Genomic DNA, 20,835 nt, shown 5'->3' with positions numbered 1-20,835 from the left:
TAATTTTATCATACTCAAGACCCATATAAGTAATTTCTATATCATATTTGTAAGTATTTAGAAGGAAAATGTGGTATTTTGATAGAATAATTTACCAAGGGTCAATCCTTCTTGCAGATAGGCGGTGAAATTGGAGTGTGTATTGCAGTACGCACAAACAGCAGGAACCCATCATTTGGTGAGGTATTCACATTTAAAAGGAGGGGCTAAGCCTTGAGTAAACGATTGATATCCACGTTATTAAGTGTTCTGATGGTCTTTTCCATTATTCTCCCCGCGGCTGGAGCCGCTCCCGCAGATTCAGTTATTCAGCTTGACAACTTACCCAGTACAGCCGAAGCCAAACAATGGAGAGAGATTCTTGCAGGACGGGAAGCAAAACTTGCCGCAGATCCATTTTTGGATAAAAGCTTGGAAGGTCTGGGTGGAGAGAACACCCGAGTGATCGTTGAGCTTTCCAATAAACCTGTTGCAGTAGCGCAAGGTGAATCAACCCTCTCTGGAAAATCTTTTACCTCCTCTATGGAAACAAAGGCTGTGACTCAAGTTGAGCAACAACAACAGTCATTTGTACATAGCCTCACTCAGAAGAAAATCAAACATGAAGTATTGGAAGAATATGCATATGCCCTGAATGGTGTAGCAATTGAACTTAAAGGAAACCAGGTGGGACAATTGCTTCAAATACCTGGCGTGGTCAGCGTATATCCTGACCTTGAAGTTACAATAGCGCCTGAGACAGATGAAGTGAACCCGTATATGAAAGACACAGCGCCTTTTATTGGTGCACCTGAAGTATGGGATCTGGGTTACAAAGGAAATGGCATTAAAGTCGGCGTCATCGATACAGGGATTGACTATGAACATCCTAATTTGCAGGAAGCTTACAAAGGCGGATGGGACTTTGTTGGAAACGACAATGATCCGTATGAAGCGACATATCAAGAATGGAAAGCTTCGGGTGAACCTGAGTTCAATGATACTGGAAGCGCCTATTATACCTCCCACGGTACGCACGTAGCGGGTACCGTTGCTGCTCGCGAGGCGGGGGACTACGGTATTGTTGGTGTGGCTCCTGAAGCAGATATCTATGCTTACCGTGTACTTGGACCGTATGGTAGTGGTCAAACCTCATGGGTACTCGGCGGAATTGATCGTTCTGTTCAAGATGGCATGGACGTAATTAATCTCTCGTTAGGTAACGCCGCCAACGATCCGAGTTATATTACTTCAGTTGCCCTGAACAATGCCATGCTGTCTGGCGTGACAGCGGTTGTTGCAAGTGGTAACAGTGGTCCCAACCGTTATACACTCGGTTCTCCGGGTGCGTCTGCAATGGCCATTACAGTAGGTAACTCTACAGGACCTAGCCAGGTGATTACAGCCGATACCCACTTCTGGATTGGTGAGGAAGGCGAAGAGGCACAACCTGAACAACAACCGGTGCCAGAGGTTGAACAATCTCCTGAACTGGGTACGGCACCTGGAACAGAAGAGCCAGAAGGTTCGGAGCAAGGTGTACCTGCAACTGCTGATGAGGAAAGTGCAGCAGCTGTGGAGGACACAGTTTCTAACGAAGCTGAAGTTCCGAATGTAGAAGAAGTTACAACAGAAGAAAATACTGAAAATACTCCATCTGTATCACCTTCTGCACCGGTTGAAGCTTCTCCTGAAGCTGCTCCTGTGGAAGAAGAGTCTGTAATTGCTCCGACTGAAGCTCCACTGGCTGTTACAGAGTCGGTTTACCGTCTGGATCTGATGGGATGGAGCCTGTCTGCAGACCCTGAAACTGTTTTGACAGGCAAATATGGACTTGAATTTGCAGCACTGGGTAAGCCAACTGATTTTGAAGGCAAGGATTTTACAGGTAAAGTGGCATTAATACAGCGTGGTGAAATCGCATTTGTAGAGAAAATCGCCAATGCTAAAGCGGCTGGAGCCTTGGCTGTTATTGTATATAACAACATTCCCGGCCCAATCGGTGTAAGTCTGGGCGATAACTTTGAACTCATTCCAACACTGAGCATGTCCAAGGAAGATGGAGATGTGATCAAGGCTGAGCTGGACGCAGGCCAAGCCGTTGAAGTGAGCTTTAGTGATTTTGAACGTTCCCAAACTCCGGGCGATGAAATGAATTCATCCAGTTCACGTGGACCTGCAAAGGTCACACTGGACATCAAACCGGATATTGTTGCACCAGGTACAAGCATTTTGTCTACGATTCCTGCCTACGGCAAGGATGAGCCGGACGCAGATTATGCACAAGCTTATGATCGTAAATCAGGTACAAGTATGGCTACACCTCATGTAGCTGGTTTGATTGCGCTGCTGATCGAGAAACATCCGGAATGGACACCATTTGATATCAAAGTTGCACTGATGAACAATAGTAAGGTGCTGGATACAACCAAGTTTGATGTATTTGATCAAGGTGCTGGCCGTATTCAGGCTGTAAATACCATAGATCCTGCTGCTTTTGTCAAAGTGCTTGATGTAACTCAATACACAGAAAGTGGCTCTGTTGTTGAGAAGGAGAATATCACGGGAAGTATCAACTACGGTAATTTCCTGAGCACAGATGAAAAGACGATTACCAAAACGATTAAAGTTGAAGCGCTTAATGGTAGTGGAGGGGATTACACCGTAAATGTGAATCCAACTCGTAATGTCGCTGGTGTATCCGTTGCGGTAGACAAGAGTTCCTTCACACTGAATGGTGAAGAAGAACTTGCAGTAACAATCACCGTTCCACGAGGGGTTACTGCAACTACAGAAGCACAAGGATACATTGAATTCTCAAACGGAACCAATACTTTTACTGTGCCATATGTTGCTCATTTCAACGTTACGTTGAGCGGGGTTAAATATATTGAAACCGTAAAAGGCACTGAGAAAAATCCATTCCACTATCCATTGAAGGCTGATGGTACGTTGGATACCCTTAATGTAGCGATGGAATTCTATAATCCAATGACATTTGCCCTGATTGAGATCTATGATGGTCTTAATCCGGAAGGTGGATATTATCAAGATGGTTATATCGGCTCCATCTTTGGTAACTATTTTAACTTCAATGCCAATGCAAGATACAACCTTGCTTGGGACGGCTCATATGCAGATTACACAACCGATGAAGTGACTGAGATTCCGGATGGTTTATATACGGTAGACATCACTACTATTGGTACAGACGGCAAAACCTATAAGGAAGACACTTCGCCATTTTTGGTGAAAAAGACAGCTCCGGCTGTAACTGCACCAGAAGCGTTGGAGTTCAGAGAGGATGAGCCTGTTGTTCTTAATGGTAGCGTGGAAGACTTGTACTTCCGTGTAGCTCCTGCGCTTGCCAGCGGATGGGACATCACGTTTGATCCGGCCGCTTCCCTGGAAGCAACGTATGTTGTGAAAAAAGAGGATGGTTCGGTTTATAAAGAAGGAGTCTTTGAAGTACAAGCTGATGGCAGCTTCAGCCTTCCTTTGGAGGGGATTGTAGCCGGTGAGTATGCTGTTGAACTTACAGTAAAAGACCAACAGGGGCTTGCGGGCACAGCCAATACGGCACTGAAATTGGAAGCCGTGGAGACTGAACCTGAAACTCCGGCAACCAAGGCCCCAGGTACGCCTGTGTTGTCTCACAATAACTGGGTAGGCAACGGCCTGCCAGAGGGCTCGTATATCGTTACCATGAACCTGTGGTGGGGTGAGAACGGAACTAGCTACAAGTTATATGAGGACGGGGTTTTGATTGATACGCAGAAGCTGACTTACAACGCACCTTGGGCGCAGTTTGCTCAGACGAAGATCACGGGCAAAGCCAATGGCACGTATACGTACGTGGCTGAGCTGACCAACGACAAGGGAACAACGCGGAGTCAGACATTGACTGTTCGGGTTACCAACGCAACGCCAGGCAAAGCGGTTCTTTCTCACGATAACTGGGATGGCGACGGCCATTATAAGGTGACCATGAACCTGTGGTGGGGGACCAACGCTACAGAGTATCGTCTCTATGAAAATGATAAGTTGATAGATACGCAAGAACTCCGTTCGGCTACACCTAATGCGCAAAGTGCTGTGACTACACTGTCCGGGAAAGCATCGGGCACGTATACGTATCGGGCAGAGTTAATTAACGCAGCTGGAGTGACCAGCACAGACACGATTAAGGTAAAAGTGAAGTAAGTTCATCCCTCATTGAAATTGATTAAAATTGATTAAATTAATGAAGGAATTGTTCTATGCATAAACGGCCTCCATCCTGATTTGCAGGATGGTGGCCGTTTTGTTTTTTATAAATGAAATGTATGACTAACCGATCATTCTATTTTTGCTGGCCTGAATCCCTGCGATTAGCAAAGCGATGGCCAGAATGACCTGTATTAGTAACGGCAGGGTCCATCCTTTTGTCCAGTCATGAAGCATGCCGAACAGTAGAGGTCCCACTGCCGCAAGCATATATCCGAAGGACTGGGCCATACCGGACAGGCTGGCAGCTTGTCTGGCATCTTTTGTGCGAAGGACGAAGAACATGGTTACCATTCCAAATGAAGCTCCAGCACCTATTCCTGCCAACGTGACACCAATGGTAACGAGCGAAGCGATGCCACTTAACAATAAAGCATACCCGATAATTAAAGAAGAGCACGTTATCGCGGTTAGAACACGCTGATCTCGCGTTCGGCCGGCGAGGATTGGAACGATAAAGGTAGCTGGTACACTAACCATCTGCATTAGGGAGAGCATCCACCCTGCTGAGGTGGGGCTGAATCCTTGCTCAGCGAGAATCTCGGGAAGCCAGGTAATCGTTGTATAGAATATTAGAGATTGCAGACCCATAAATAAAGTAATGAACCAGGCCAGAGAAGAGGTCCGTAGACGTACAGGCGTCCCTTCACTCTGAGTGGCTATGAATAACATTCGCTGACGTCCTGCGGCGATCTGGGGGAGCCACAAGAGAAGCGCCAATATGGACAACAAGGCCCACATGGCTAACGAAGCACGCCAACCTATAGATGTGGCTCCTGCTACGGGCACACTCACACCTGAGGCAATGGCGCCAAATATGTTCATGGATACAGAGTATAATCCGGTGACGATACCTACTCGCAATGGGAAATCGCGTTTGATCAAACTTGGCAAAAGCACGTTGCTTAATGCAATGCCGCACCCCAAAATTGCGGTTCCAGCATATAAGGAGAGAACGGAAGGCAACAAGCGTAGGGCCACCCCAATGGTTACAATCATGACAGCCAATAGCAGAGCAGATTCGAGTCCTAACCGTTTGGCAAGACGTGGTGCAAAGGGGGAGACTGCTGCAAAGGCGAGCAAAGGAAGTGAGGTCAGAAGCCCGACCATTGTATGGCCGATACCTGTATCTGAGCGGATCATCTCCACTACAGGTCCGGTTGCTGTAATCGGTGACCTCATGGTAGCGGCGATGACGATAATGCCTGCTAACAACAGGCCGAATCTTTTGGATGTTGAAGAATGTTCTTCCTCGGTATGGATAGATGAGTGTTGCTGTATTGATGATGACATTGATAAAATCTCCTGTGTCCTAAGAAGTTAATATGTATGGATTGTTACATAATCCACTCCGTAAGCATAACATTCTATGTCAATATTGAGCAATGAAATGAAAAAACACCCAATGGACCGTGGGTGCCTTGACTAACCTGTGAACTCTAACGAATCCACGAGGTCTTATAATGGGTAAAACCGCTATTTTCAGATTCTAACGAACCTCAGCGACGTTAATCAGGCTATGAAGTGTGCAAATAAGTGAGTTAATATTCCAGAATGGTGAAATAAGCTTTCTAAGATTCGTTAGAATTCAGTTATGCTGAATTTGTAGCAAATAAACTGTCCTGTGTTCGTTAGAACATCGATACTTCAACGTATTGCTTATAGAGTGAGCAAATGCAGACGCTCCAATGCAGCGACATAGAGCACGTAACGAAGCGAATGCTCCGACGAACCATTGGGATTCTCATCCCCAGAACGCAAAAAAACTTCCCGAAGGAAGTTTCTTTTTAATACGTCCCAGGAGGGATACTCTCCTTGCAGTCGAGACTGCGAAGTGGTGCTAACGAAGCGAATGCTCCGACGAACCATTGGGGTTCTCATCCCCAGAACGCAAAAAAAGCTTCCCGAAGGAAGCTTCTTTTTAATACGTCCCAGGAGGGATTCGAACCCCCGACCGACGCCTTAGAAGGGCGTTGCTCTATCCAGCTGAGCTACTGAGACATGATTTTTTTCAAGCAAAATTGATTTTATCATATGCATACAGGAATATCAAGCATTTTATTTTAAACTGTTTTTCGTATATGATATTTGGCGGCAGTAACGTTTTTTTCATTATATTTAAGGTTATGTTAGAATATCAGGAGAACTCAAAAAAATAGATCAACAATCGTTTTAATATATATCTATTTAGGTTGATGCCAACTGGAGATTCAGGATATAGAGGAGGTGCTCCCATTAAGGAATCCACGACCCCGGAAACCGAGCATAACAACAATATTGTGCTGTTTCCTAAGACGCTGGACTATTACCAGATTCAATTGACAGTTATGCTTGAAAATGAACGGTATGGTGAAGCGATGAAATTGCTTCACTTTTTGCTGCAATGTCAGGGACAGGAAGAGCGCCACTACGATGAATGGCGGGCCCTGCTCGAATGGCTTCAGGCTGCGTTTCCTCAATATGAAGAAACCTCGCCTGCCGTTCTTGAAGAACGAGAAGAGGAAGAAGAGATTAGTGAGGAGGACATGGCACGACAGCATGCCCGAATGAAGCTTGAACAGGATGATGGCTATGCAGATAAGATGCTTCGCACAGTCATGGAAGAGCCGCTGTCTGAACAGACAATGCTGGCTTTGGAGCAGCTGGCCTATCTTGATCTGCCGAAGATTGATGAGGCACTTACGAGTTGGTTAAAAGAGAAGTCACTTCACCCTTTGCTTCAATTTCGGGTGCTGCAAACCTTGCGTCGCCGAGGCGTTCAAGGTATGATCCTGTTTACGAGAGGCGAAGAGCAGGTTGAAGTCGAGATTGATACCGTGCCTCTTAAACCAGAGGAATTCCCGCTCCAGATCGTTCAGATTTTGGAACGAGTGGCAGATCAGACGGAGGTTCATGAACCTACGCTCTTTTATTTTGCTCAGGAGTTATGGATACAATATGTCATGGCCGTGTATGGAACTCGTGATTATGTATCCATGTTGGAAGAAAATGATTCCATGACAGATATATGGGCAGCAGCTCTACATATGACCGTTGCAGACAGTCTGGGTGGCTCGCATGATGAGGAAAATACTCGCTCAATGTATGCTGTGACAGGGGCAATGCGCTTTCGGCTGGAGCAGGCTTATCGTTCCATGAAGCAGTTTGTATCTGCCGGATTGGATGGTTAATAGAGGCCGGAAACGTTTTCCTTAAACCGTATCAAGGGATTCCCCTTGAAAAAGAATCTAATCTTGTTTATACTAAAATGGTTATTTTGTACGTGATTGCCTACGTGAACATGTGAATTTTGGAGGGGAAAGTATACAATGAAAGCAACTTGGGAAAAGATAGAGAAGAACCTTGGGGTTCTTGAGGTTGAAGTGGATGCAGATCGTGTAACTGCAGCGCTCGACAAAGCTTTTAATAAAGTGGTTAAACAAGCAAACGTACCTGGATTCCGTAAAGGTAAAGTACCACGTTCCATCTTCGAAGCACGTTTTGGTGTAGAAAGCCTTTATCAAGAAGCAATCGACATTTTGCTTCCTGAAGCTTATACAGAAGCAATCGACCAAACGGATATCTTCCCGGTTGATCGTCCTGACGTAGATGTTGAACAATTCGCTAAAGGACAAACTTTCAAGTTCAAAGCAAAAGTAACTGTGAAACCTGAAGTTACTCTTGGTGACTACAAAGGAATCGAAGTTGCTGTAGCAAAAGGTGAAGTAACTGAAGCAGAAGTGACTGAAGAACTTGAGCGTCTTCAACAACGTCACGCTGAACTCGTTGTAATCGATGAAGGTTCCGCTGCTAACGGCGACGTTGCAGTAATCGACTTCGATGGTTCCGTTGATGGTGTACCTTTCGAAGGTGGACAAGCTGAACGTTATTCCCTGGAACTGGGTTCCAACACATTCATTCCTGGATTTGAAGAACAAGTTGTGGGTCTGTCCACAGGTGACTTCAAAGACGTAGAAGTGACTTTCCCAGAGAGCTACCATGCAGCAGAACTTGCTGGCAAACAAGCGGTATTTAAAGTGAAAATTCACGAAATCAAACGCAAACAGCTTCCTGCATTGGATGATGAGTTTGCTAAAGATGTTAGCGAATTCGACACTCTTGAAGAGTACAAAGCTGACCTGAAAACACAATTGGAATCCCGTAAAGCTGACGAAGCCAAAGCTGCACAAGAAAATGCAGTTGTAGAAAAAGTGGCTGAGAACGCTGAAGTGGACATTCCTGCTGCAATGGTTGAGAGCGAAGTACAAAACATGATGCGCGATTTCGATAACCGTTTGCGTAACCAAGGTATGAACCTTGAAATGTTCCTGAGCTTCTCTGGCCAGACTCAAGCTGACCTGAGAGGACAAATGCAAGAAGATGCTTCCAAACGTGTTCGCAACAACCTTGTGCTTGAAGCTGTAGGTAAAGCGGAAAACATTGAAGTATCTGACGAAGAAGTGAATCAAGAACTCGAGAAAATGGCTGAATCTTACAAGCGTCCTGCTGATGAGATCCGTGGCATCCTCGAAGGTAATGGTTCCCTGGACAGCCTTCGCGATGAAGTTAAACTGCGTAAAACGATTGACGTTCTTGTTGAGAACAGCACAGTTGTTGAACCGGTTGAAGCTCCAGCTGAAGAAGTTGTTGCAGAAGCTGACGAAAAATAAGACAAGCTATTATCAACTTGTCAGTTGAATAAACGATAAGGCACGTGAATTATTGCGTGCCTTATTTTTAAATTACGACATCCATTTTATAGAAAATGAAGTAATTATATGGATGAACACTAATTTTATTGATCCCTGTACACTTTTTACATACCTATGTACTTCATGCAAATAAAAAAAGGCAATACGGCATAGGATGGCTTCAATTTGCACATACATAGAAAACATGGTTAAATATGATCAGGCTAAAAAAGTAAACAAACGGATGTCTGACCCTTCTTGTGAAAAATGACATTGTCACAGGAAAGTGTTAGAATGAATTTGGGTTTGCTTTACAGGTGGCCTATGTCTAATTACATGTAGAAAAGAGGTTGGTCTCATGAGTCTGGTGCCAATGGTTATAGAACAAACCAATCGAGGCGAGCGGTCTTACGATATATATTCACGTTTGCTGAAAGATCGCATTATCTTTCTAACCAGTGCGATTGATGACGATGTAGCCAATCTTGTCATAGCACAGCTTTTGTTTTTGGCAGCCGACGATCCTGAGAAGGATATCAGCTTGTACATTAACTCACCTGGTGGTTCTGTCACCGCAGGGATGGGTATATACGATACGATGCAATTTATCAAGCCGGATGTATCTACCATTTGCGTTGGGATGGCAGCAAGCATGGGCTCGTTATTGCTGACAGCCGGTGCACCTGGCAAGAGATATGCGCTGACAAATAGCGAAGTAATGATTCATCAGCCGCTTGGCGGCATTCAAGGACAGGCTGCGGATATTAAGATACACGCAGAATGGATTATTAAAACACGTCAGAAACTGAATCAAATATACGTCGATCGTACGGGTCAGTCTCTTGAGAAAATTGAGCGGGATACAGACCGTGACTTCTTCATGAGCGCTGAAGAGGCTAAGACGTACGGCATTATTGACCAGGTGCTCAGTAGACCGATCAATTCCTAAAGGGGTGGTTTCATGTTTAAATTTAACGATGAGAAAGGGCAACTGAAATGCTCTTTTTGCGGTAAATCTCAGGAGCAGGTGCGTAAGCTGGTCGCTGGACCAGGCGTGTACATTTGTGATGAATGTATCGAACTTTGCACCGAAATCGTTGAGGAAGAACTCGGTCATGACGAAGAAGTAGACCTCAAAGATATTCCAAAACCAAAAGAAATTCGTAATATCCTGGATCAATATGTTATTGGACAGGAACAAGCGAAGAAGTCATTGTCTGTTGCGGTGTATAATCACTACAAACGGATCAACACACAAAGCAAAATTGAAGACGTTGAATTGTCAAAGAGTAACATTTTGCTGTTAGGACCAACAGGTTCTGGTAAAACGTTGCTTGCGCAAACGATGGCAAAAATTTTGAATGTTCCTTTTGCTATTGCGGATGCTACGTCATTAACAGAAGCGGGTTATGTAGGTGAGGATGTAGAGAACATCCTGCTCAAACTGATTCAAGCTGCTGATTATGATGTGGAAAAAGCAGAGCGTGGCATTATTTATATCGATGAGATTGATAAAGTAGCGCGTAAATCCGAAAACCCATCCATTACTCGTGATGTATCGGGCGAAGGTGTGCAACAGGCTCTCTTAAAAATTCTTGAAGGAACTGTGGCTTCTGTACCACCACAAGGTGGTCGTAAACACCCTCATCAAGAATTCATTCAGATCGATACAACGAACATCCTGTTCATTTGCGGCGGTGCCTTTGATGGTCTGGAGCAAATGATCAAACGCCGGATCGGTAAAAAAGTCATTGGTTTTAATACCGTTTCTGAGCAAAAAGATCTGAAACCAGGTGAATACCTGGGTATGGTATTGCCGGAAGATTTGCTGAAATTTGGTCTGATTCCGGAATTTGTAGGCCGTCTGCCAGTCATCTCCACTTTGGAGCCATTGGATGAAGATACGTTGGTACGGATTCTTTCTGAACCAAAAAACGCGCTTACCAAACAGTACCAAAAACTGCTTGAGCTGGATAATGTGAATCTGGTATTTGAACCAGCTGCATTGCTTGCGATTGCAAAAGAAGCAATTAAACGTAACACAGGTGCACGTGGATTACGTGCCATCATTGAAGGTATCATGCTTGAAATCATGTATGAAGTGCCTTCACGTGATGATGTTACGAACTGTGTCATTACCGAAGAAGTTGTTGAGAAAAGAGTCGTGCCTGAACTAAGCCAATCGAAGGACGATAAGCAGGAAGAGAGCGCCTAATAAAGGCCTGAATCCCGTTGAACTCTGAAATATAGACTTGTCAGTTCTCCACTTTGGCAGAAGGCGAATTCATGTCTCTGTCAGGGTGGAGCTTTGACGTTGTGGGGAGAGAAATCACTCATGTATTTAAGACAGGATACACGTCCCGTGAAAGTGGGAAACGTAACGATCGGTGGCAGTAACGAAGTCATTATCCAAAGTATGTGTACAACCAAAACGGCAGACGTTGAAGCAACGGTTGCAGAGATTCTGCGACTGGAAGAAGCGGGTTGTCAAGTGGTACGTGTAACGGTGAATAATGAGGAAGCTGCCGCAGCCATCAAGGAAATCAAGAAACGCATTCATATACCGCTCGTAGCGGACATTCATTTCAACTATAAGCTGGCTTTGCTTGCGATTGAGAACGGCATCGATAAAGTTCGGATTAATCCAGGTAACATCGGTAAACGTGCGAAAGTGGAAGAAGTGGTTAAGGCTTGTAAAGACCGTGGTATTCCGATTCGGATTGGAGTAAATGCGGGGTCTTTGGAAAACCATCTCCTTGAGAAGTATGGGTATCCTACGGCAGATGCTATGGTAGAAAGTGCATTGTATCACATTGGTATTTTGGAAGAGCTTGATTTCCATGATATCATCGTGTCACTCAAAGCATCGGATGTGCCGATGGCGATTGAGGCATATACCAAAGCAGCTCAAATCATTCCGTATCCGTTGCATCTCGGGATTACCGAAGCAGGTACACTGTTCTCCGGTACGATCAAAAGCTCCGCAGGTATGGGAGCCTTATTGTCCATGGGTATTGGTTCTACGATGCGGATCTCACTGAGTGCGGACCCGGTAGAAGAAATTAAGGTCGCTCGTGATCTGCTCAAAACATTTGGACTCATTACAAATGCAGCTACATTGATCTCCTGCCCAACGTGTGGACGATTGGATATCGACCTGTTCTCCATTGCCAACGAAGTGGAAGAGTATATCTCCAAACTGAAGGTGCCGATTAAAGTATCGGTGTTGGGTTGTGCGGTTAATGGTCCAGGTGAGGCCAAAGAAGCGGATATCGGCATAGCCGGTGCTCGTGGAGAAGGTCTCTTGTTCCGTCACGGCAAGATGATTCGTAAAGTACCTGAAGAAATCATGGTTGAGGAATTAAAAAAAGAGATCGACAAAATCGTCGAAGCCTACGAAGAGACAGGTGTTATTCCTGGTCGTTCGCACTGATTGATTCATATCTTGTTACAACAAAAGCTCGCCAGCGATGGCGGGCTTTTTATTTTCTCGCATACAAATTCTGCATCGCCCGTTTACGTCGCGTTGAAAAGGCTATACTACCAAGTATTAGCATGATCTCATATGAGAATAGCGACAAAATAGGAGGATGTGAAGACATGGAATTTGGTATGGTCATCATGTTGATTCAGTTATTTTTTGGAGTGGTGATTGGTTTGTATTTCTGGAACCTGCTGCGTGGCCAGAAAACGAACCGCAGTGCCGTTGAGCGTGAATCTCGCAAGGAACTGGAGAAGCTGCGCAAGCTGCGTTCAATCTCACTCACCAAGCCGCTGTCGGAGAAGACGCGTCCAGCTACCATTAATGATATTGTTGGGCAAAAAGATGGGTTGCGTGCCCTTAAAGCTGCATTATGCAGTGCGAATCCGCAACATGTTATCATTTATGGCCCACCCGGAGTCGGGAAGACAGCTGCCGCAAGGGTTGTGTTGGAAGAGGCCAAGAAGAATCCATCTTCTCCATTTAAGCCAGACGCCAAATTCACGGAGCTGGATGCAACAACAGCCCGTTTTGATGAACGTGGTATTGCTGACCCCTTAATTGGTTCGGTTCATGATCCGATATATCAGGGAGCAGGAGCTATGGGCGTTGCTGGTATTCCCCAACCAAAACCGGGAGCTGTGACAAAAGCGCATGGGGGAATGCTTTTTATTGATGAAATTGGTGAATTACATTCGATTCAGATGAATAAGCTGTTGAAAGTGTTGGAGGATCGCAAGGTGTTTTTGGAGAGTGCGTACTATAACTCGGAAGACACGCATACTCCTGCTTATATCCACGATATTTTTCAAAATGGCCTACCGGCCGATTTCCGCCTTGTTGGAGCAACGACACGTTCCCCTCATGAACTGCCACCAGCTTTGCGTTCACGCTGCATGGAAGTTTATTTCCGTCCTTTGTTGCCTGAGGAGATTGGGCGAATTGCAGAGGATGCTGTTCAGAAAATAGGGTTCAGTCCATGTCCGGATGCCGTTGATGTGGTCAAGCGATATGCAACCAATGGACGTGAAGCGGTTAATATCATCCAGCTGGCTGCTGGACTTGCGCTGACAGAGAAGCGTGAGACGCTTCAGGCGTCTGATGTGGAGTGGGTGGCGGGTAGCAGCCAGATTCAGCCACGGCCTGATCGGAAGGTCCCTACACAGCCGCAGGTGGGGTTTGTTAACGGCTTGGCGGTATACGGACCGAATATGGGAACCATTTTGGAGATCGAAGTGTCTGCTGTTCCGGCTCTTAAAGATCAAGGCCGAATCAACATTACAGGCGTTGTGGATGAAGAAGAGATTGGAGGCGGTTCGCGTACACTCCGGCGAAAAAGTATGGCCAAAGGCTCGGTTGAAAATGTGTTAACCGTATTAAAAGCCATGGGTATTCGCCCGAATGATTACGATTTACACGTGAATTTCCCAGGTGGGACACCTATTGATGGTCCATCCGCCGGGATTGCCATGGCGACTGCCATTACATCAGCGATTCAGGGACGCCCTGTGGATCATGAGACAGCGATGACTGGCGAGGTCAGTATTCATGGTCGGGTTAAGCCTATTGGTGGCGTGCTAGCCAAGGTGGAGGCTGCCTTTCAGGCAGGAGCGAAGACCGTTATTATTCCCGCGGAGAACTGGCAGTCCATTTTTGAGAATCTGGATGGCTTGCGCGTTATCCCGGTAGATACCGTAGAGGATGTATTCCGTGAAGTGTTTGCCTGGGTTCCGGAATCACAACAGATGGAACAAACGAAGCTTGCAGAGGAGACAGTTGCACCTGCACCGGAGATTTTTCCGCCGGCATCCGCTTCCTATTTGCGTGCGGACGTGCCTCGCCCAGGACAGGTTACAGATTCGGGAAGCTGCTAAGCGCTTCCCTTCATTGGTTTTTTATGTGAACATTTGATAGAATAATGAATGACTACAACCTGAGAGCCATTGGAGGTGCGAAAGCGATGGGACCGAGCAAAGCGAAAGGTCGTCGTTTTCCTTTACTGCCTTTAAGAGGACTTCTCGTCTACCCGAGTATGGTACTGCATCTCGATGTGGGCCGGGAGAAATCGGTCAAGGCTTTAGAAAAAGCGATGGTAGAAGAACATCTGATTCTCCTATGTTCCCAAGCCGAAGTAAATATTGAAGAACCAACACAAGAGGACATTTTCAGAATCGGAACCGTGGCCAAGGTCAGACAGATGCTGAAGCTTCCAAACGGTACGATTCGTGTACTCGTAGAAGGCTTGGAACGGGCTGAAATTATTGAATATACGGACAACGAGGAATATTATGAAGTACTGGCTAAAGAGCTGCCTGAAGAGGAGAACACCCATCCGGAGACGGATGCCTTGATGCGTACCGTTCTGAACCAGTTCGAGAATTATATTAATCTGTCCAAAAAAGTGACACCAGAGACACTCGCAGCGGTGTCTGACATCGAAGAACCAGGGCGTCTGGCCGATGTCATCACGAGTCACCTGTCCTTGAAGATCAAGGATAAACAGGAAATTCTGGAGACCATCGATGTTCGGGAACGTCTGGAGAAATTACTGGATATCCTGAACAATGAGCGCGAAGTGCTGGAGCTTGAACGCAAGATCAGCCAACGCGTGAAGAAACAGATGGAGAAAACGCAGAAGGAATATTATTTGCGCGAGCAGATGAAAGCGATCCAGAAAGAACTGGGTGAAAAAGAAGGCCGTGCGGGTGAGGTTGAGGAACTTCGCACACAGATGGAAGAACTCGGCTTGCCGGACAAGGTGAAAGAAAAGGTCGAGAAAGAAATTGATCGACTGGAGAAAATGCCTGCAAGTTCAGCTGAGGGCGGAGTCATTCGCAACTACGTGGATTGGCTGCTTGGCCTTCCTTGGAGTCAGATGACAGCGGATGATCTGGATATCCAAAAAGCCGAAGATGTGCTGAATGCAGATCATTACGGATTGGAAAAGCCCAAAGAGCGTGTGCTTGAATATCTGGCTGTCCAGAAACTCGTCAAGAAGCTCAAAGGGCCCATTCTCTGTCTGGTTGGACCTCCAGGGGTCGGTAAAACATCACTTGCTCGTTCGATCGCGAGATCGCTGGGTCGGGAGTTTGTAAGAATATCTCTTGGCGGCGTGCGGGATGAAGCTGAGATTCGTGGTCACCGACGCACCTATGTAGGGGCCATGCCTGGGCGTATCATCCAGGGGATGAAAACGGCAGGTTCTCTGAATCCGGTATTCCTGCTGGACGAGATTGATAAGATGGCTTCAGACTTCCGCGGAGATCCTTCCGCAGCGTTACTTGAGGTACTTGATCCGGAACAGAATAATACGTTTAGTGATCATTTTGTAGAATTGCCGTTTGACTTATCCAACGTTATGTTTATAACAACTGCCAACACGGTACACAATATTCCGCGTCCATTGCTGGATCGGATGGAAATGCTCAACATCCCTGGTTACACGGAGCTGGAGAAGCTGCAAATTGCGAAAAACTATTTGTTGCCCAAACAGAAGCAGGACCATGGTCTGGAAGAAAAGCAATTGGAAATACCGGATGACGCGTTGTTGCGTGTAATTCGTGAATATACACGGGAGTCAGGTGTGCGTAATCTGGAACAGCAGATGGCTTCGTTGTGCCGGAAAGCTGCCAAGAACGTCGTATCTGGTGTGGAAGGTCAGATTAACATCTCATCAGATAAGATCAAAGACTACCTTGGACCTGGCAAATTCCGTTATGGTATGGCCGAACTGGAAGATCAGATTGGTACTGTAACGGGTCTGGCGTGGACTGAAGTGGGTGGAGATACCCTTATCATTGAAGTGACTGTTGTGCCTGGAACAGGTAAATTGACTCTCACAGGTAAACTGGGGGATGTCATGAAGGAATCGGCACAAGCCGCATTCAGTTACACCCGTTCCAAAGCTACACAGCTTGGAATTTCGCCTGACTTCCATGAGAAGAACGATATTCATATTCACGTTCCGGAAGGAGCGATTCCGAAGGATGGTCCATCTGCCGGGATTACGATGGCAACAGCGTTAATCTCAGCCTTAACAAACAAACATGTGTCCAAGGATATCGCGATGACTGGTGAAATAACACTGCGTGGACGTGTACTGCCGATTGGTGGTCTGAAAGAGAAATCACTGGCAGCCCATCGTGCCGGTTATAAAAAAATATTATTGCCTAAGGATAACGAACGGGACCTGCGTGACATTCCAGACAGCATCAAGGAAGATGTGGAGTTTGTACCTGTAGCCCATATGGATCAGGTATTGCAGCATGCACTTGTGGAGCAGACAGGCATTAACCTGTAATCCACACATCCGAAAGGTTCGTATGAAGAGTAGACCGTTCTGCGGAGGCTTCGGCGTCCGCTGGAACGGTTTTTTTGGTATGATAGAACAATCCATGGCATAATACCTTCAACAGGTGATGCATAGCATAGGCGTTCAAGAGAGGAAAGATACAATATGAAAGTAAATCAATCTGAATTTATTATCAGTGCCGTTCGGCCTGAACAATACCCCGATGACGGTCTGCCAGAGATTGCTTTGGCGGGACGCTCCAATGTGGGGAAATCTTCCCTGATCAACCGTTTGATCAATCGTAAAAATTTGGCTCGGACGAGCTCAACACCGGGTAAGACACAGCAACTCAACTATTATAAAATTAATCAGGATCTCTACTTCGTCGATTTTCCGGGATATGGCTACGCTAAAGTTTCCAAAGAGCAACGCTTTGCCTGGGGTAAAATGATGGAGAAATACTTGTTGGGACGCGAAGAATTGAAACTGGTTATGCAGATGGTGGATATGAGACATGAACCGTCCAAAGAGGACAAGATGATGAACGAATGGCTTCGTCATAATGGACTGCCTTTGGTTGTTGTAGCAACCAAGATGGACAAGATTCCAAAAACACGCAGAGCCAAATATATCAAAGTCATTAAGGAATCACTGGGTCTTCGTTCAGGGGATTTGTTTGTGCCGTTTTCATCCGAAGAGGGATTGGGGAAAGAAGAGTTATGGGACATCATTACCCGCCATGCCCGCATAGATAAGTATGCACCAGTGCTGGATGCAGAGGGTGCTTCTGATGAGGAAGAAACCAACGGAATTAACGGATAACCGAGATAGTACACCGTTTTAGTGCAGGAAAGTGAGCATGCTAAGTGAATCTTTGATGAGATCCAGATTAATCCGGTTTTTTATGGGATTTCGTGAGAATTCATCATCTGGCTCTGGAGAAATATAACGTTAGGGTAGTGTATAATGAGCATAGGTGCATATTGCCAACAGTACCAAACATCCGGCTTAGCCGGCCTGAAGAATTTTGAGATGACTGCTACATGTGCAGGAAGACAAAACAATCGGGAAAGAATTGAGGGATTTGTATGGCTCAGCGGTTAGCCACAGAGTATGTTAAGGCCACTATGAAATTGTCAGAACCCCAGATGCATCAGTTTTTGCGCATGACAGAAGACGGCAGGCTTCATCATCGGGTTAAGGTGTTGGACAATGGTTGTCAGGAGGTCGTGCTGGGGGATGTAAGTGGAGAAGAAGTGCATTTCCCTTTTGACCGCATAGAAGGGTTCTATATCTGTGAGTTATCTTGCCGCCTGGTGAATCTGCATCTGACCAACGTTGTCCGGAAGCTCTTTGTGACTTTTAAGGGTGACGGGGTCGTTCATCGGATCTATAAAGGGTTCACCATGACGTATGTTTATGCTCAAGGCACTGTCCACAAAATTGTGGAGAAGACCGGGGAGAACACCCGAGTGATCTATGAATACAAAAATACGTTGCTTGAATTGCAACATCTGTTCCAGGCCAGAGATGTAGAACGCGAAATCAACCGTGTGTATGCCGAGATCGATTCACTGCTGGACACTAGAAAAGATGCGACTGCTGATCAGCTCCATCAGATTGATGAGACCCTTGCTCGTCATCAAAAACGGTTGTTTGAGCTTGAAGCCTATTAGCTTAAAATTGTATGTTTATAAACGTATGTGTATATAATGAATTCCCTTGTATCTTCCGGGCAGTGGCACTCGCCAATGTGGAGGTTTCAGGGGGATTTTTTGATGTGAGATCAAATATTCCGAATTGAACATATTTATTTTACAATCTTCTGGAAAAGGGTTGATTTCACTCTGATTCAATGTTATTTTTAATCTCGTTGAAAACAATATAGGAACCAGGATTCACTCAGGACATTATATGTTGCGAGAGATTTTTCCCTCGGGAAGTGAATGACGTAGGTCCTAGCGGATGAAATTTTTTCAAACATTTTATTCCTAGGAAGGGGGAACCGAAGGATGGAATATTCAACTTTCGGAAGACACGTTGCTGTTGATACTTGGGGTGTCGACTTTAATCTACTGAACAATGCAGAGTATCTGGAAGCCCAAATGGTTGAAGCAGCGGAGGCATGTGGCGCGACAGTAATGTCCGTGCAGTCCAAGCAGTTTGACCCACAGGGAGCAACCGTACTTGTACTATTGTCTGAGAGCCATCTCTCCATTCATACGTATCCTGAGAGAGGTTTTGCAGCGATTGATTGTTACACTTGTGGGGAGACCGTAGATCCACAGCTTGCTATTGACTACCTGGTATCCGTATTAAAGCCTGAAAAAACGTATGCAAAGAAGTTGGTACGTGGATTGGGCGAATTGCAAGTTGAAACACCAGAGATGAACAACCAGACGGAACGGGTTTAAATAAAAAGTATATTGCATACAATGTTCACATATCGGGATGGACACATAACCTCCCAAACTCTAATAGTCATGGAATAATTCCATGGCTATTTGTTTTAATATGCGTATCGTTATGAATATTCATAATCAACACTTTTTAACGCATAACGGTGAACTTTGGTGAGACACTACAATAAATGACAGTGCATATGATGATGAACATGGTGATTTCATAAACATTTCATAAAAATGACCCGGTCACGGCTATGATGTGTGATATAATTAACCATGTCAATCATAAATGGATAGACATATGCAGTAAGCACTTTGATTGGAAATTTATTAGGCAGGTGAACTTGCAATGCACATCGTTGTCGTTGGTTTGAATTATCGCACGGCGCCTGTAGAGGTTAGGGAACGATTCACATTTGCAGAAAAGGACTTGTCTGAAGCGCTGCAGCAGCTCAAGCTGACCAAGAGTGTATTGGAAGGTGTAATCGTAGCCACATGTAACCGTACCGAGTTGTATGTTGTGGTGGACCGTCTTCACATGTGTGGTTATTTTATTCGAACATTTATGGAACAATGGTTTAATGTACCACGGGAAGAATTTACGCAACACTTATATATATATGAAGATGATCAAGCCATGCGCCATTTGTTCCGTGTCATCTGCGGACTAGATTCCATGGTCATTGGTGAGACTCAGATTCTTGGACAGGTGAAACAGGCTTTTCTTAAAGCGCAGGAAGAAAAATCAACAGGTACCTGGTTTAATAAGTTATTTAAACAGGCCGTTACGCTGGGTAAACGGGCACATTCGGAGACTTCCATCGGGGAGAGCGCCGTATCTGTCAGTTATGCTGCTGTTGAACTCGGTAAGAGGATTTTTGGCATGTTCACAGACAAGAAGGTGCTCATTTTGGGTGCTGGCAAGATGAGTGAACTAACCGTGAAACATCTCTATGCCAACGGGGCATCCGAGGTCATCGTGGCGAATCGTACGCTCGCAAGAGCTGAAGAATTGGCAGCCAAGTTCCGGGGTACACCTTGTACGATGGAACAGGCACTAGATCGACTTAATGAAGTTGATATTGTGATTAGTTCCACTGGAGCTGAACGTTATGTCATGGATGCAGCAGTGGTACGGGAGAGCATGAAGCGTCGTCAATCTCGCCCATTGTTCCTGATTGATATTGCGGTTCCACGCGATATTGACCCAGCGATTGGTGAATTATCCAACGTATTTCTCTATGACATTGATGATCTGGAAGGAATCGTGGAGAGCAACCTCGAGATGCGTAAGGTGGAAGCTGCCAAGATTGAGAGAATGATTGAGCTTGAGATGGAGGATTATTACCTTTGGCTCAAAACGTTGGGTGTGCGTCCCGTTATTCGCGCTTTGCAGGAAAAAGGTGTTTCCATTCATGAAGAAACGATGGATAGCCTGTTTAATAAACTGCCTGAGCTCGATGAACATCAACGTAAAGTCATTCGTCGTTTGACCAAGAGTATTGTGAACCAAATGACGACAGATCCGATTAATCGGATTAAGGAAATGGCAGGCACGAAGCAAGGTGATGAAGCTCTGCGCATGTTTACTCAGATTTTCGCTCTGGAAGATTCAGTAGAGATGGCCGCTGAAAAAGTGAGTCAGAGTGATGCCACAGCTCTGGCGAAGCCAGCCGCTCACCTTAACGAAAACCGGCAAGACCCCGTGCCGGCTTATGCTCCGGCAGGCGTATAAGGCGGGTG

At 45.6% G+C, this 20,835-nt stretch carries 14 protein-coding genes and 1 tRNA gene; 12 read left to right on the top strand and 3 right to left on the bottom strand.

The genetic code is table 11. The features are described 5' to 3' along the window. Positions 1–213 precede the first annotated feature (213 nt). The gene (locus ACE04G_RS28070; protein WP_449004642.1) at positions 214–4,182 is read left to right on the top strand and encodes a S8 family serine peptidase; all 3,969 of its coding nucleotides are present in this window, start codon (positions 214–216) and stop codon (positions 4,180–4,182) included. Between the two features lie 126 nt (positions 4,183–4,308). On the opposite strand, the gene ACE04G_RS28065 is transcribed toward ACE04G_RS28070, so the two are convergent. The 3 genes from ACE04G_RS28065 to ACE04G_RS28055 all read right to left on the bottom strand — a co-directional run bounded on the left by ACE04G_RS28065 (position 4,309) and on the right by ACE04G_RS28055 (position 6,246). Further along, complete coding sequence (locus ACE04G_RS28065; protein ID WP_339178897.1) at positions 4,309–5,538, bottom strand: CynX/NimT family MFS transporter; 1,230 nt, start codon at positions 5,536–5,538, stop codon at positions 4,309–4,311. Positions 5,539–5,904: 366 nt separating this feature from the next. Beyond that, entirely contained in the window at positions 5,905–6,114 is a 210-nt protein-coding gene (locus ACE04G_RS28060; RefSeq protein WP_221820873.1) for a hypothetical protein, read from the bottom strand. Positions 6,115–6,172: 58 nt separating this feature from the next. After that, positions 6,173–6,246 (bottom strand) — tRNA-Arg (locus ACE04G_RS28055). Between the two features lie 194 nt (positions 6,247–6,440). On the opposite strand from ACE04G_RS28055, the gene ACE04G_RS28050 reads away from it, so the two are divergent. From ACE04G_RS28050 to hemA, 11 genes are all read left to right on the top strand, one after another. Next, positions 6,441–7,415, top strand: coding sequence for a hypothetical protein (locus ACE04G_RS28050; protein ID WP_397376256.1), 975 nt, complete (start codon positions 6,441–6,443; stop codon positions 7,413–7,415). A 138-nt stretch (positions 7,416–7,553) separates the two neighbouring features. Continuing rightward, positions 7,554–8,894, top strand: coding sequence for a trigger factor (gene tig, locus ACE04G_RS28045; RefSeq protein WP_221820872.1), 1,341 nt, complete (start codon positions 7,554–7,556; stop codon positions 8,892–8,894). A gap of 379 nt (positions 8,895–9,273) precedes the next feature. Further along, positions 9,274–9,864 (top strand): ATP-dependent Clp endopeptidase proteolytic subunit ClpP, encoded by a 591-nt coding sequence (clpP, locus tag ACE04G_RS28040; RefSeq protein WP_076216932.1) that lies wholly within the window; start codon positions 9,274–9,276, stop codon positions 9,862–9,864. 12 nt (positions 9,865–9,876) lie between these two features. Beyond that, positions 9,877–11,130: an ATP-dependent protease ATP-binding subunit ClpX gene (clpX, locus tag ACE04G_RS28035; protein ID WP_076216933.1), complete on the top strand. Its 1,254-nt coding sequence runs from the start codon at positions 9,877–9,879 to the stop codon at positions 11,128–11,130. 120 nt (positions 11,131–11,250) lie between these two features. Beyond that, positions 11,251–12,348, top strand: a complete 1,098-nt coding sequence (gene ispG / locus ACE04G_RS28030; RefSeq protein ID WP_076216934.1) for a flavodoxin-dependent (E)-4-hydroxy-3-methylbut-2-enyl-diphosphate synthase — start codon at positions 11,251–11,253, stop codon at positions 12,346–12,348. A 167-nt stretch (positions 12,349–12,515) separates the two neighbouring features. After that, positions 12,516–14,270 carry an ATP-dependent protease LonB gene (gene lonB / locus ACE04G_RS28025; protein WP_221820871.1) on the top strand — a complete coding sequence of 585 codons (1,755 nt, stop codon included), beginning with the start codon at positions 12,516–12,518 and terminating at the stop codon, positions 14,268–14,270. Between the two features lie 86 nt (positions 14,271–14,356). Further along, positions 14,357–16,696, top strand: coding sequence for an endopeptidase La (gene lon, locus ACE04G_RS28020; protein WP_221820870.1), 2,340 nt, complete (start codon positions 14,357–14,359; stop codon positions 16,694–16,696). A 156-nt stretch (positions 16,697–16,852) separates the two neighbouring features. Beyond that, positions 16,853–17,509, top strand: a complete 657-nt coding sequence (gene yihA, locus ACE04G_RS28015) for a ribosome biogenesis GTP-binding protein YihA/YsxC (RefSeq protein WP_221820869.1) — start codon at positions 16,853–16,855, stop codon at positions 17,507–17,509. Between the two features lie 266 nt (positions 17,510–17,775). Next, positions 17,776–18,363 carry a non-ribosomal peptide synthetase module gene (locus tag ACE04G_RS28010; protein WP_076216938.1) on the top strand — a complete coding sequence of 196 codons (588 nt, stop codon included), beginning with the start codon at positions 17,776–17,778 and terminating at the stop codon, positions 18,361–18,363. A 336-nt stretch (positions 18,364–18,699) separates the two neighbouring features. Then, entirely contained in the window at positions 18,700–19,101 is a 402-nt protein-coding gene (gene speD / locus ACE04G_RS28005) for an adenosylmethionine decarboxylase (protein WP_091011877.1), read from the top strand. A gap of 340 nt (positions 19,102–19,441) precedes the next feature. Next, positions 19,442–20,827, top strand: a complete 1,386-nt coding sequence (hemA, locus tag ACE04G_RS28000; RefSeq protein WP_449004643.1) for a glutamyl-tRNA reductase — start codon at positions 19,442–19,444, stop codon at positions 20,825–20,827. The last annotated feature ends 8 nt before the right edge of the window (positions 20,828–20,835 follow it).

It is taken from the genome of Paenibacillus sp. AGC31, assembly GCF_057334655.1.
This window is presented reverse-complemented; position numbering and strand designations above follow the sequence as displayed.